The 14,693-nt window shown below is 70.8% G+C and carries 10 protein-coding genes; all 10 read left to right on the top strand.

What is annotated here, in order from left to right:
- Nucleotides 1–81 precede the first annotated feature (81 nt).
- The 10 genes from ACZBH1_RS03465 (at nt 82) to ACZBH1_RS03420 (ending at nt 14,603) form a co-directional block, all read left to right on the top strand.
- Nucleotides 82–1,119: a LacI family DNA-binding transcriptional regulator gene (locus ACZBH1_RS03465; RefSeq protein WP_463645522.1), complete on the top strand. Its 1,038-nt coding sequence runs from the start codon at nt 82–84 to the stop codon at nt 1,117–1,119.
- Nucleotides 1,120–1,257: 138 nt separating this feature from the next.
- The gene (locus ACZBH1_RS03460; RefSeq protein WP_463645521.1) at nt 1,258–2,625 is read left to right on the top strand and encodes an ABC transporter substrate-binding protein; all 1,368 of its coding nucleotides are present in this window, start codon (nt 1,258–1,260) and stop codon (nt 2,623–2,625) included.
- A gap of 63 nt (nt 2,626–2,688) precedes the next feature.
- Complete coding sequence (locus tag ACZBH1_RS03455; protein WP_463645520.1) at nt 2,689–3,726, top strand: carbohydrate ABC transporter permease; 1,038 nt, start codon at nt 2,689–2,691, stop codon at nt 3,724–3,726.
- A complete protein-coding gene (locus ACZBH1_RS03450) occupies nt 3,723–4,631 on the top strand; it encodes a carbohydrate ABC transporter permease (RefSeq protein ID WP_336398135.1) in 909 nt (302 codons plus the stop codon). The genes ACZBH1_RS03455 and ACZBH1_RS03450 overlap by 4 nt, the downstream gene beginning before the upstream one ends.
- Nucleotides 4,628–5,362 (top strand): hypothetical protein, encoded by a 735-nt coding sequence (locus ACZBH1_RS03445; protein WP_463645519.1) that lies wholly within the window; start codon nt 4,628–4,630, stop codon nt 5,360–5,362. Before ACZBH1_RS03450 ends, ACZBH1_RS03445 begins: the two co-directional genes overlap by 4 nt.
- Nucleotides 5,359–7,476, top strand: coding sequence for an alpha-galactosidase (locus ACZBH1_RS03440; RefSeq protein ID WP_463645518.1), 2,118 nt, complete (start codon nt 5,359–5,361; stop codon nt 7,474–7,476). Before ACZBH1_RS03445 ends, ACZBH1_RS03440 begins: the two co-directional genes overlap by 4 nt.
- Entirely contained in the window at nt 7,469–8,368 is a 900-nt protein-coding gene (locus tag ACZBH1_RS03435) for a family 43 glycosylhydrolase (protein ID WP_463645517.1), read from the top strand. The genes ACZBH1_RS03440 and ACZBH1_RS03435 overlap by 8 nt, the downstream gene beginning before the upstream one ends.
- The gene (locus tag ACZBH1_RS03430) at nt 8,365–9,342 is read left to right on the top strand and encodes a hydroxyacid dehydrogenase (RefSeq protein WP_463645516.1); all 978 of its coding nucleotides are present in this window, start codon (nt 8,365–8,367) and stop codon (nt 9,340–9,342) included. Before ACZBH1_RS03435 ends, ACZBH1_RS03430 begins: the two co-directional genes overlap by 4 nt.
- 29 nt (nt 9,343–9,371) lie before the next feature.
- Nucleotides 9,372–11,003: a glycoside hydrolase family 43 protein gene (locus tag ACZBH1_RS03425; protein ID WP_463645515.1), complete on the top strand. Its 1,632-nt coding sequence runs from the start codon at nt 9,372–9,374 to the stop codon at nt 11,001–11,003.
- A 117-nt stretch (nt 11,004–11,120) separates the two neighbouring features.
- Nucleotides 11,121–14,603, top strand: a complete 3,483-nt coding sequence (locus ACZBH1_RS03420) for an alginate lyase family protein (protein ID WP_463645514.1) — start codon at nt 11,121–11,123, stop codon at nt 14,601–14,603.
- Nucleotides 14,604–14,693: the final 90 nt, after the last annotated feature.

Raw genomic sequence — 14,693 nt, 5'->3', positions numbered from 1 at the left:
CTGCGGCGCGGGTGGCCGTTGCACGCGCCCGGCATCGCATCGGCAATACTGGATAGCGTTATCAGCCGCGAGAGGACGACGATGACGCCAGGAGCCAAGCCGCCCACCCTCGCCGATGTGGCGCGCCTGGCGGGTGTATCGGTGCCCGCCGCCTCCCGCGCCCTCAACGGCGGGGTCCGCGGCAAGCAGAGCGGGTCGCCCGAGCTGCGCAGCCGCGTCGAGGAGGCCGCCCGCACGCTGGGCTACTCCGTCAGCCCCGCCGCGCAGACGATCAAGGGCGGACGCGCCCGCACCGTCGCGTTCATCGTCGGCGACATCGACGACTTCGGCTCGGCGACGATGATCTCGGGCATGATGCACGCGGCCGAGGAGCGCGGCATCTCGGTCGCGGTCCGCACGACGCGCGACGACTCCGCCCGCGAGCTCGACATCCTCACGCAGCTGCGCGGCGAACGCCATCTCGCCGTGGTGATGGCGACGAGCCGGACGACCGACCCCGCGCGCGAGGCATCCGTCAAGGAGCAGCTCAGGGTGCTGCGCGACCACGGCGCGAAGATCGTGGTGATCGGCGACAACGAGCTCGGGTTCCCGACCGTCACGGTCGACAACCGGCACGCCGCGCGCCTGCTCGCCGGGGGACTCGCGGATGCCGGCAAGCGGCGCTTCGCGATTGTCTCGGGCCCGTCGGCGGAGGTGACGGCGCTGGAGCGCGTGGGCGGGTTCGTCGAGGGCCTCGTCGACCGCGGGATCGAGATCCCGGACGACGACATCGTGCACACGGAGTTCTCGCGCGACGGGGGCTACCGCGCGGTCGACCTGCTGGGCGATCGGCTCGACGACGTCGAGGTCATCGCCGCGATGAGCGACGCGATGGCCGTCGGCGTCATCGCCCGCCTGCGCGAACTCGGCGAGTCCCGGGCAGCGGGGATCGAGGTGACCGGGTTCGACCACGTCCCGATGCTCGGAGACGTGCTGCCCGGGTTCAGCACCGTCGAGGTGCCGCTCGAGGAGTTCGGCGGCGCCGCGCTCGCCCTCGTGCTGGACGAGCCCGGCGCGCGCGATTCCGTGGCCCTCACGGCGACGCCGATCCTGCACGGCGAGCCCCTCGTGCGTGCGTAGCGACGGCCGGATCGCGGGGCGGCGAAGCGCTGTGGCAGATCGCTACAACCTGCGTTTCGGAAATAGTGGCAAACGTTGTCCACTTTGAGGTACTCTCTCCGGGACGGAAACGTTCCGGCACGAATCAAGGGAGATCACATGCACGAGGAAGCGACGCGGGCAGGGGTGCGCGCCCGGCTGGGCCGCCGTTCGCACTGGCTCGCCGGAGGGGCGGCGCTGGCCGTCACGGCGCTCGCACTCACCGGCTGCACCGGTGCGGCGAGCGGCGACGGAGGCGCGGCATCCGAGAAGACCACCATCCGGTTCCTGTACGCGACCGGCGACGAGACCTGGAACTCGGTCGTCGATGCCGTCGTCGAGGCGTTCAACGAGCAGAGCGAGACCACGACGGTGCAGCTCGATCCGCTTCCGGCGGGCAGCGACTACGCGACGGCGCTCAAGACGATGGATGCCACGGGCAACTGGCCGGCCGTCGTCGACATGCGCGACACCCTCACGTACATCAACGCCGGCAAGCTCGCGCCGATCCCCGAGTCGGTGACCGAGCTCATCGAGCCGGAGGCCGTGGGCAGCGCGTCGGACGGAAACGTCTACACCGTGCCGTACAGCGCGCTCAACGGCGAGATCGGCATCAACATCGTCTACAACAAGGACTACTTCGAGGAGAACGACCTCGAGGCGCCCGAGACCTACGACGACTTCATCGACCTGATGGCCGAGATCAAGTCGAACGGCGACGCCCCGCTGGCGACCGCGGCAGCCGAGGTCTGGCCGAGCGACCAGCTGTGGAAGCTGCTCGCCGCGCCGACGTTCGCCGAGTGGAGCGACCAGGGCGGGTTCTGGACGGCTGCCGAGAACGGCGAGGCGACCATCGAAGACCTGCGCGAGCCGCTCCAGGAGCTGCTCGACATCACGAACGAGTACGTGCTCGAGGGATGGCAGTCCACCGCCGACGCGCAGACGACCACCCTGCTGGTGAACGACATGGCCGTCATGGCGACGTCGTCAGCCGGAATCGGGCGCCTGAACGACATCAACAAGGTCGACGCCGACTTCAACGCCGGGCTGTTCATCGTCCCCGACGAGGACGGCGCGATCAACGTGCTGAAGAACGCGGTGAACGGCGACACCGCCGGCGGCCTCGCCATCTCGGCGCAGGCGGCCGAGGACGACGCGCAGTACGAGTCGGCGACGGAGTTCCTGGAGTTCTTCTACCAGGTCGACACCGCCAACCTCATGGAGGAGAACGGCTGGCTCGCGCCGAACATCGTCGCGGCCGACGAGATCGAGCGCAACACGTCGATCCCCGGTGCGGAGGACTACTTCGCCCTCCTCGAGAACCCGAACCTCGTCTGGTACGAGAACGTGTCGGACCTCTCCACCTTCAGCGCGTTCAACACCTTCTTCCGCCAGGCGCGGATCGAGATGCAGGACGGCCAGAGCTCGATCGACGACACCATCGCCAAGGTGCAGGCCGAGTTCGACAAGACGGTCGCCGCGGGCTGACCCACACGTGTCGGGGTGCCCGGGCGTTGCCCGGGCACCCCGGCCGGAGCCGAGGAGGTCTCCATGACTGATCAGAGCGCCCTGCAGGGGCAGACAGAGGTGGTCGGCACCGCCGTCCGCCTTCGGGGCGAGGCCCCGCTCGACGGTGCGCCCGATGGTGCCCCCGACGACGTCTCGCTCGTGCCGACGGGGCCTGAGCGGGAGAAGCGGCGGACCGGGCGGTTCCGCTCCGCCCGCTGGATCATGCTCGGCTTCATCGCGCCGGCCCTGGTGATCTACCTGCTCATGGTGATCATCCCGTCGGTGCAGTCGCTGCAGCTGAGCTTCACGAACTGGGACGGCATCAGCCCCGGCTACGACTACGTCGGCACGCGCAACTACGAGGAGATCCTGACGAGCGGGCGCTTCTGGAACGCCGTCAAGAACACCCTCATCCTCGGGCTCGGCTCGGCGCTCATCATCAATGCGATCTCGCTCGGCGTCGCGCTCATGCTCGACAAGGTGACCGGGCGGTGGCAGGGGCTCTTCCGCACCGCGGTCTACCTGCCGTCGCTCGTCAGCGCCTTCATCCTCGCGACGGTGTGGAAGTACCTGCTGAACTACAACTTCGGAGCCGTCAACACGTTCCTCCGCGACTTCGGGCTGCCGGAGTGGGCGCGGGACTGGCTCGGCGACAGCAGCATCGTCGTCTGGGTCATCCTCTTCATCACGTGCTTCACCCTCGGCGGGAACACGACCCTCATCTACCTCGCCAACCTGCAGTCGGTGCCCCAGGAGCTCGTCGAGGCGGCGCGCATCGACGGCGCCAACAGCCGCCAGGTGTTCCGTCACGTCACGTGGCCGATGCTCGCCGGCGCGGTCACCGTCAACATGACGCTCGCGATGATCGCGGGCTGGACCATCTTCGACCAGGTCATGGTGCTGACCGCGGGCGGTCCCGGGTTCGTCAGCGAGACCATGGCGTTCTTCATCTACAAGGTCGGGTTCGGCGAGTACCGCGCCGGCTTCGGCAGCGCCGCCGCCATCGTGCTGTTCCTGGTGGTCATCGTCAGCACCGTCGCGGCCAACGCCTACATGCGCAAGAGGGAGATCCAGGCATGAGCACCGAGACAGAGCTCGTCGTCGCGCCGGGGCGGGCGCAACGTGACACGCGCCGCGCCGAGCGCCGCGCCGAGCGCAAGAAGAAGGTGACGCCCGGCCAGGTGGTCGTCATGATCGTGCTGGCGGTGCTCGTCGTGATCGTCGCGAGCCCGGTGCTGTACGCGCTGCTGAACTCGTTCCGCTCGTACTCCGAGATCACCGTCGACCCGATGGGGCTTCCCACCGCGTTCACCCTCGACAACTACGTGCAGCTGTTCCAGCAGACCGACTACGGCGAGGCGCTGGTCAACACGCTGATCATCACGGTCGTCACGGTCGTGCTGCTCGTCGCCATCGTGCCGATGGCCGCGTACGGCATCGAGCGCATCGGCGGGCGCAGCGCGCGGTGGCTCTACATCCTCTTCATCGCGGGTCTGATGATCCCCTTCCAGGTGCGCATGATCCCCCTGGTCAAGGGCTTCGACGACGTCGGCCTGTACAGCACGCTGACCAGCGTCATCCTCGTGCACCTCGGCGGGGCGGCGAGCTTCGGCATCCTGCTGTACTGCAGCTTCATCAAGGGCATCCCGGTGGAGGTCGAAGAGGCCGCGTTCGTCGACGGCGCCGGACGGTTCCGCACGTTCTGGTCGATCGTCTTCCCGATGCTGCTCCCGGTGACGTCGGCGTTCGTCATCATCCAGGCGCTGGGACTGTGGAACGACTTCTTCATCCCGCTGGTGTTCCTCGACTCGTCGTCGGCGGGCACGATCAACGTCGCCATCAACCGCATGGTGGGGCTGCTCACGTCGCAGTGGCAGCTGATCTACACCGGGGCGATCCTGGCGATCATCCCGTCGGTCGCGATCTTCGCCGCCTTCCAGCGGTACTTCATCAAGGGCATGTCGATCGGGGCGGTGAAGGGATGACCGCCCACTCCACCCCGTCGCGTCCGGGCGGCCTCGTGGGGTACATCCGCACGGTGCTCGCGCTCGACGGTGCACTCGCGACGACGGCGCTCACCGTCTTCCAGTACTTCGTGGTGTCGGTGTCGTTCTTCGGATGCCTCGTACCCACGGTCGCCTTCACCCTGCTGGTGGGCTGGCAGCCGACGCATCTCGCCCTGTGCCTGGGTGCGGCGTCGCTCCTGCCGCTGGCCCCCGCGGTCTTCGCGCTCCTGCGGAGCACCCGGGCACTGCTCGAGCGCCGCGCCGACGCGCGGGGCGGGCGGAGCTTCTGGCTCGCCTTCGGGGCAGGGTGGCGCAGCCTGTGGTGGGCGGCGGCAGGCACCAGCCTGATGACGCTCCTGCTGTCGTACGACCTCGCGCTGTTCGGCGCCGCCGACGCCATGCTGCTGTTCGTCGCCGCGGCCGGCGCGGTCGTGGCGGTGCTGCTCATCGCGGTGTGCGCCGCCGCGGCCGCGAACCCCGGCCTGCGCCCGGTCGCCGCGCTCAGTGTCGCCGCGGCGGCGCTCGCTCGCCGCCCGCACGTCGGGCTGAGCTGGCTGCTGCTGATCGGGCTGGGCATCGCAGCGGCGTCGCTGCCCCTCATCGGCTCGGCGCTCGCACTGTTCCTGCCGGCCCTCCTCGGCGCCGGCATCCACATCTTCAACGACGCCCTGCGCATGCCGCTGACCGACGAGACGAGACGAGCTTCGTGACCGACACCTTCCCCCCTCCCGCCACGATCGACATCGCGAGAAAGGAAGACACCGCCGAGGCCGTCCCCGCCACGCGGCGCGCCCGCGTCGGCGCGTTCGAACTGCGGTGGTCGGCCGACGCCCCGCTCTCGCTCGTGGCGCTGTCGTCGACGCACGCCGGGCGTCAGGGAATCGGTCTCGTGGAGGTGTTCACCTCGGCCGAGCAGCGGGCGCGCACCAGTCAGGCCTACTGGCGGTCCGCGGTCGGCGAACGCCTGCGCGTGCAAGGATCGCAGGTCACCACCGACGCCGGCGCGACCCGGGCGATCGTCGTGCAGGCCGACGCCGTCAGCGGGCTCGAAGTGCGCACGACCGTCACCGCGCCCGTCGGGACCGCCGCGGTGCGGATCGAGAACGAGGTGCGCAACGCCGGGGAGGAGCCCGTGGTGGTCACCGCGGTCAGCTCGGCGACGATCGGGATCGGCGCCACGGCTGCCGACCTCGACGGGGTCGTATGGGGGAGGGCTGCGAGCGAATGGCTCGCCGAGGCCCGGTGGCAAGAGGTGCCGCTGCGCGACGAGCTGCCCGAGCTCGCTCTCGACCTCCACGGCCAGGACGGCCGCGGCCACGCGAGCCTCTCGAGTCACGGCGCATGGTCGAGCGGGGAGCATCTGCCGTGCGGCTACCTCGCGCGTCCCGACGGCGAGGCGCTCGCCTGGCAGCTCGAGACCAGCGCGGGCTGGCACGTCGACCTCTGCCAGACGCGCGGCGGTGGGGTGCTGTCTCTGCTCGGCCCGACAGACCAGGAGCACCAGTTCGCCAACGAGCTGCTCCCCGGCGAGACCTTCGCGGCCGTGCCCGTCGCGGTCGCGGCATCCGCTCACCGTCGCGACGGCGCGATCGCGGAGCTGACGCGCTACCGGCGCTGGCTGCGGGGGTCGGCCCAGGATCAGCACCTGCCCGTCGTGTACAACGACTTCATGAACACGCTGATGGGGCAGCCGACCACCGAGCAGCTGCTGCCGCTCGTGCGACGCGCGGCCGAGGCGGGCGCCGAGGTTTTCTGCATCGACGCCGGGTGGTTCGCCGACCCCGCGATCGGCGATTGGTGGTCGACCGTCGGCGAGTGGCGCGAGGCGCCGTCGCGGTTCCCCGAGGGTGGGCTGCGCCGCGTCATCGACGCGATCCGGCTGGCGGGGATGGCGCCGGGGCTCTGGCTCGAGCCCGAGGTCGTCGGCGTGCACAGCCCCGCGGCGACGCGGCTGCCCGATGACGCGTTCTTCCAGCGGTTCGGCCGGCGTGTGCAGGAGGACCGCCGGTACCACCTCGACTTCCGCCATCCCGCGGCGCGCGCCCACCTCGACGCGACCGTCGACCACCTCGTCGAGGACTACGGCATCGAGTACCTGAAACTCGACTACAACATCAACCCCGGCGCCGGAACCGAGCGCGACGCGACGACCGCCGGCGACGGGCTGCTGGCCCACACCCGGGCGTTCCGCGAGTGGCTGGTCGGCGTGCAGCAGCGGCATCCGTCCCTGCGCATCGAGAACTGCAGCTCCGGCGCCATGCGCGCGGACTACTCCCTCCTCGCCGTGACGCACCTGCAGTCGACCAGCGATCAGCAGGACTTCCGGCTGTACCCGCCGATCGCGGCGTCGTCGCCGGCCTCGATCCTGCCCGAGCAGTGCGGCAACTGGGCCTACCCGGCGCGGGAGATGAGCGACGACGACACGGTGTTCACGCTCGTCACGGGCCTCAGCGGGCGGCTGTACCTCTCGGGCTTCCTCGACGACCTGCGCCCCGCGCAGCGGGCGCGTGTGGCCGAGGCCGTCGAGCTGCACAAGGCGCTGCGCGACGACCTGGCCGACGCGACGCCGTTCTGGCCGCTCGGCCTGCCGGCCTGGGATGCGCCCACCGTGTGCCTCGGCCTGCACACGAGCGAACGCGACCTGCTGTTCGTGTGGGATCGGGATGCCGCGCCCGCCGCCTTCACGCTCCCGGGCGTCGGCGAGGCCGAGGCGATCTTCCCCGCCGGCGGAGAGCCGTGGGCGTTCGCAGCGACGGGGGACGGGCTCTCGGTCAGCACCCCCGCGGGCATCGGCGCGCGCGTGCTGCAGGTGCGGCATGGCTGAGCGCGGCACGATCCGGCCCGGCCGCGTCTTCGTCGACGACCGCGGGCGGACGGCACAGCTTCACGGGATCGGCCTGCAGCGTGTCGACGACCGCTGGTTCGCGTGGGGAGAGGACAAGACGGCCGGCGACCGGTTCACCGCCGTCGCCTGCTACTCGTCGACCGACCTCGCCTCGTGGCGCTACGAGGGCGACGCGCTCCGCGCGGACGACGGCGACATCGGCCCGGACCGGGTGGTCGAACGACCGAAGGTGCTGCAGCGCCCCGACGGGCGGTGGGTCATGCTCCTCCACGTCGACTCCGCGGACTACTCGTTCGCGCGCGTCGGGTACGCGATCGCCGACCGCCCCGAGGGTCCGTACCGGTACGTGGGCAGCGAGCGGCCGCTGGGCAACCTCAGCCGCGACATCGGCGTCTTCCAGGAGGACGGCGTCGGCTACCTCCTCGCGGAGGATCGCGACAACGGGCTGCACATCTACCGCCTCCGCGAGGACCACCTCGGGGTGGAGTCGCTGGTGGCGACCCTCCGCCAGCAGGCTCGGCCCGAGATCGGGTACGAGTCGCCCGCCGTCGTCACCAGCGGAGGTCGCTACTACCTGTTCGGCTCGGATCTCACCGGATGGAGCATGAACGACAACGTGTGGACGAGCGCTCCGGCCCTCGACGGGCCCTGGGACGACTGGCGGCTCCTGGCGCCGCTCGGAACGAACACCTTCGAGTCGCAGGTGAGCGTCGTCGCGCCCGTCGGCGACGGGTTCGTCTACATCGGCGACCGATGGACGCCCGACGCGCTCGCCGAATCGCCCGCGGTGTGGCTGCCGCTGCACATCGAGGGCGGACGGGTGCGCCTGGAGTGGCGCGACGCCTGGAGCATCGAGGAGCTGAACGCATGAGAGCCGCACTGCTCATGGATCCCGCGCTGGTGCCGTTCGTCTTCGGCGACGACGAACGGGCCCGGCTCGCCGAGATCCTCGAGATCGACATGACGGATGCCGCCACCTCCCTCGCCGGCATCGCCTCGCCGTCGGGGGTCGAGGTTCTCATCACCGGGTGGGGCGTGCCCGTGATCGACAGCGAAGGGCTCGACGCCTTCCCGGCGCTGCGCGCCATCGTCCACTGGGGCGGCGGGATCGGGTTCCTGGACGAGGCGGCGTCGGCGCGCGGCATCCGCATCTCGTCCGCCCGCTCCGCCAACGCCGTCCCGGTGGCGGAGTTCACGCAGGCGATGATCACGCTCGCCGCCAAGGACGCGTTCTGGCTCTCGCGGCAGTACTGCGCCGAGCAGAGGTTCATCGACCGCGAGGCGACGGCGCCCCATGCCGGACTGTTCCGCACGACCGTCGGCATCGTCGGCGCCTCGACGATCGGCACCATGGTGATCGAGAAGCTCCGCGCGAGCGACGTCGAGGTGCTGCTGTACGACCCCTACGCGACGCCCGAGACCGCCCAACGGCTCGGCGCCGAGCTGATCGACGACCTCGAGGAGCTCGCCCGGCGAAGCCGCATCCTGTCGGTGCACGCCCCCGAGACGCCCCGCACCGCCGGCATAATCTCGCGCGCGGTGCTCGCCGCGCTGCCCGACGGCGCCACCCTGGTCAACACCGCGCGGGGCGCGCTGGTCGACCAGGACGCGCTGGTCGACGAGCTGCAGCGCGGCCGCCTGCGCGCCGTGCTCGACGTCACCGAGCCGGACGTGCTCGAGGCGGGGCATCCGCTGTACACCCTCCCGAACGTGTTCCTCACGCCGCACCTCGCCGGATCGATGGGGGTGGAGCTGCGCCGCCTCGGTGAGTCCGCCCTCGCCGAGGTCGAGCGCTTCGTCGCGGGCGCGCCGTTCGAGAACCCGATGCAGCCGGCGGCGTCCTGATCGTCCGACCCCGTGGAGGAGAGACCGCCGTGCCGGTGATCCGCAACCCCGTCCTGCGGGGGTTCAACCCCGACCCGTCGATCCTCCGGGTCGGCGGCGACTACTACATTGCGACGAGCACCTTCGAGTACCACCCGGCTGTCCGGCTGCACCACTCGACCGATCTCGTGCACTGGACGACGCTCGGTCACGCGCTGGACGGCATCGATCTGCGCGGGGTCCCCGACTCGGGAGGGGTGTGGGCGCCGAGCCTGTCGCACGCCGATGGCCGGTTCTGGCTCGCGTACTCGATCGTGCGCACCATGGACGGCGACGACAAGGACATCGACAACTACCTCGTCACCGCCGAATCGGTGACCGGACCCTGGAGCGAGCCCGTCCACCTCGGTTCGCGAGGATTCGACTTCTCGTTCTTCCACGACACCGACGGCACCCACTGGATCGTCGGCGTACAGTGGGACCAGCGGCCGGAGCATCCGTCGTTCTCGGGTCTCGTCGTCGAGCAGTACCTGCCCGGCGAGCGCCGCACCACCGGCGAGGCCACCGTCATCTACCGCGAGGACGGCCTCGTCGAGGGGCCGAACCTGTATCGGATCGGCGAGTGGTACCACCTGCTCATCGCCGCGGGCGGCACGGGGTGGAACCACGGCATCACCGTCGCCCGCTCGCGCAGCCTGCTCGGGCCCTACCAGCGCGACGAGCGGGAGGCGGTGCTCACGACGCGCGATGCGCCGGGGCATCCGCTTCAGAAGGCCGGCCACGGCGAGCTCGTGCAGACGCCCGGCGGCGACTGGGTGCTCGCGCATCTGGCGAGCCGCCCCGCGCTGCACCTCGGGGAGCGCTACTGCACCCTCGGGCGCGAGACGTGCCTCCAGCGGGTGGTGTTCGACGACGACGGGTGGCTGCGTCTCGCCGATGGGGGCCATCACCCGAGCGTCGACGTGGAGCTCGCCGCCGGGTCGGGGGAGCGTGCGGCGACGGGCCGCGGTGATGCACCGGCACCGGGAGGAGACACGGATGCCGCGGCCGGCGTCCGTGCCTGGACCGACGACTTCGACGCGCCCGGGCTGGATTCCCGGCGCTGGTCGACGCTGCGCCGCGCACTGCCGCAGGACGTCGCGGATCTCGGCGCGAGGACGGGATGGCTGCGATTGCGGGGCGGCCACTCGGCGGCATCCGTCTTCGATCAGTCGATGGTCCTCACGCGCGTCGAGGAACGGCAGGCCCAGTTCGAGGCGGTCATCGACGCCGAGCCGAGGACCCCGCGCGAAGCGGCCGGAGTCATCGCGTGGTACGACCGGTCGGGGTGGATCTGGCTGCAGGTGACCTTCGATGCCGAGAACGGCCGGCACCTGCGGGTGGTGCGTCGGGACGGCGCGGTCACCACGAGGTCCGCGCCGGTCGCCGCGCCGGAAGGTCCCCTGCGGCTGCGCGCGTCGCTGGACGGGCCCTGCCTGGGCTTCGCGGTCGCGGGCGACGACGGGGCGTGGCGCGAGGTGCCGGACGTTCACCCGGCGTGGACGCTCTCGGACGACCATGGGGCGCGACTGCGGTTCACGGGGATGTTCCTCGGCGTGCGCGCCGATGACCTCGACGGTCGCGGATGGACCGTCGACATCGATCGTGCGGGCGTGCGGTTCCTCCCGTCGCAGGCATCCTGACGTCTTCGCAGATCGGGCCTTGACGTCGCGCGGCGATGCCGTCATCGTTAAGTGGCAAACGCTATCCACCTCCCCACCCGCCGTCGGTGACGCCGGCGGCGAAGAGAAGAGAGATCGATGAGGATCGAGCAAAGACACCGCACGCGCCGCGTGATCGGGGTGCTCATAGCCGGGGTGCTGGCAGCCGCCGGCGCGCTCACCGCCACGCAGCCCGCCGTCGCGCAGGAGACGCCCGCACCCCCGCAGATCGTGCGGACCGTCAGCGAGGCCGGCTTCGCCCACCCGGGCGTCGGCTTCAGCGCGGACCACCTCGAGAACATGCGGACCCAGGTGCTCGCGGGCGTCGACCCCTGGACGGGCTACTACGACGCGATGACGCAGACGCGGTACGCCGCGCGCGACTTCCGGGCCGAGAACGCCCAGCCGGGGACCGACACACCGAAGAACGACGCGTACGCGACGGCCGGGATGCGCGCCAGCGCCCTGCGCGACAGCCTCGGCGCGATGGCCCAGACGCTCGAGTACGTCGTTACCGGCGACGAGCAGTACAGGGCGAACGCCCTGCACGTGCTGCGCACGTGGAGCAGCCTCGACCCGGCGAAGTACGCGTACTTCGCCGACGCCCACATCCACACCGGGGTGCCGCTGTACTACATGCTGATCGCGGCCGAGGTGCTGCGCGGCACGGAGCCGGCGACGGAGTCTCTGAACGGCTACGACCTGCGGTGGACCGCCGAGGACCAGCAGCGCATCGAGGACAACCTGGTGCGGCCGGTCCTCGAGACGTTCCTGTACTCGAAGAACCGCCTGTGGAACCAGCACCTGTACGGCGTCATCGGCATGGTCGCCGCGGCCATCTTCCTCGACGACGCCGAGCTGTACGCCGAGCGGGTGGAGTGGTTCACCGTCAACGCCGGGTACGAGAGCGAGCACGACCTCTACGGCGGCGACGTGAACGGTGCGCTCGCATCGATCTTCCGCGAGATCCCCGCCGACGACCCGCGCAACACCACCGGTGAATCCTTCGTCCAGCACATGGAGATGCTGCGGGACCAGGCGCACGGGCAGGGCGACGTCGACCTCCTCGTGGCGCTCGCGCGCCTCGTCGACACGCAGGGCACGACGATCGACCCCGTCGCGGGGACGGTCTCGGACGCGCCCGACGCGGTGTCGCCGTATCACTTCCTCGACAACCGGATCCTCGCCGGAGCCGACACGTTCTACGCCTTCATGATGGGCGAGGAGGTGCCCTACGTACCTGCGAACGAGGGCGGCATGATCTCGCAGGCCTACCGAGGGCGCCTGCAGGACCCGCTCAGCGAGACGTACCTCCAGTACCGGTACGTCGCCGGCGTGGACGTCGAGGCCGAGGCTCCGCACGTCGCTGAGCTGTATGCCGACCGCGACGGCCCGCTCTACTACTACGGGAGCGGCATCCAGAACTTCTGGAACGACCGCGGCTCGGACTACACCGGCGCCGAGTACTGGGTGGCCTTCCCGCCCGAGCTCGCAGACGTCGAGGGCTCGGTCGCGCCGCTCGCCGACGGTCCCGAGCTCTCGGTAGAGACGTTCGGCACGACCCTCGGGTCGGGAGCCCAGCACCAGGAGGACGCCGACGGCACCGCCTTCGTGCGGCTCGACGCCGCAGCCGACGACGCGCAGCTCGCGGTCCGCCGGGCTGTCTGGGGCGACCGCACCAAGACGTCGCTGGTCGGGGTCAAGGTGCGCAGCGACGGCGCCGCCACGCTCGAGGCATCCCGCACGTCGGCCGAGGCGCCGTTCGCCGAGATCGTCGTGCCCGACACCGGCGGCCAGTGGCGATACGTGTGGCTCGACCTCCACGTCGAGAAGACGCCCGGAGCCGTCGGCGACGCCATCGTGTTCCTGCGGGCGACCGGGTCTGCCGCCCAGGTCGACGTGGCCGGCGTGCTCGCCCAGGCCAACGGCGTGCTGACGCCGCCGGTCTTCGCCGACGCGCCGTCGGTGGACGTCGTCGTCGTGAAGGGCGAGCCGTGGAGCCGCGGCTTCCCGGTGACGGATGCCGCGAACGACCCGGTCGAGCTCTCGCTGCAGAACGGCCCGCAGGGTGCCCAGCTGTCGGGCGACGAGCTGACCTGGACGCCGGCGAAGCCCGGCGTGCACGAGGCGCTCGTGGTCGCGACGGACGGCACCGCCGTCACGGCCCTGCCGGTCACCATCACGGTGGCGGCGACCCGCGCCGCGGCGATGGGCACGCTCTTCGACCGCATCGGCGACGAGGCGAGCTTCACGTCGGCGACATGGGACGCGGTGGCGGACCTCGTGGAGCAGGTGAAGAAGGCTCGCGCGACCGCCGGTGACGCGGAGTTCGCCGACCTGCTCGCCCGGCTCGGAGAGGCGATCGACGCGCTCGAGCCGCTGAGCCCGCGACTGGCGGACGGCTCGCTCGACTTCACCGGGATCGTGAGCGCACCCTCGCTCAGCAGTTCGCAGCTGCGCGCCCTGACGGACGGCGACAACCAGACGTCGTGGGGCGACCAGCGGGTCACCGGCATCGTGTTCGACTTCGGGTCGGCATACCGGGTGAGCGCCGACCGTTTCGGCTTCCAGGCTCGCGACACGTTCCCCAACCGCGCGGAGGGCACGAACGTGTACGGGTCCGATGACGGCGCCGAGTGGACGCTGCTCACCGAGCATCCGAACACCGGCCAGGACGCGGACGTGGAGTGGATCGCCTCGCGCGACGAGGTCCGCGATCAGCGCTTCCGGTTCCTGAAGTTCCAGGTCGACGAGCCCGGTGTGCCGTCGGATCCCGCGTACCCGGGGATCTGGAGCATCGCCGAGATCCGCATCGACGGTGCGCGGAGCGAGGCCGTGGGCGTGATGGACACCGTGTCGCTCTCGTCACCCGACGCAGTCGCGGGTCGCGTCGTCGCGGGGGACGTCGTCGAGGTCCGGATGACCGGGCCGACGGAGAACTCCGACGTGCACGTGACGCTCTTCGGGCGGCCGGCCGCGGTGACATCGCCGAATCCCGGCGAATGGGTGGCATCCGCACCCGTGCCGGAGAGCGCGGAGGCCGGCGGCGTGGTCGACTTCGCCATCGGCTTCACGACGCCGGACGGGAAGGCCGCGGACCCCATCGCCGCCACCAGCGACGGGTCGAAGCTCTTCCTCTCGAGCGATGTCGGGCTCGTCGATGCGGCGTTCCGCGCCGCGGTCTCGCTGCGGCCCGACGGCGCGGTCGACGCCGGGTGGACGCAGTACGCCGCTCGCATGCTCGACGGCGATGCCGCCACGCATTCGGACACGCGGCTCAACTCCGGGATCTACGCGAACGTGTGGGACTTCGGAGCCGATCGCGTGACCCTCACGGGCGCGGAGCTGCTCGTGCGCCAGGACGGCTACGGCACGTCGCGCATCGCGGATATGCGGCTGGAGGGCTCGAACGACTTCCAGACGTGGACCCGGCTCACGCCCGCCGTGCCCGCGAAGACGCTCGAGTGGCAGAAGTGGACCGTGACGGCGGGCGACTCCTACCGTTACATCCGGATTGCGAACGGCCAGATCCTCAATGTGGCCGAGCTTCGCCTGTTCGGGGAGGTCGTTTCTGCAGAGTGAGCCCTTGCGACGAGGAGGCCGGTCGTAGGACCGGCCTCCTCGTCGTTTCCCCCCGCATGGGAACAGAGCTACGAATGTCTGAGGTCGATG

This window comes from Microbacterium sp. ZXT2-5 (assembly GCF_055329545.1).
Note: the sequence above shows the minus strand (reverse complement) of the source record. Positions and strands in the feature narration are given on the sequence as shown.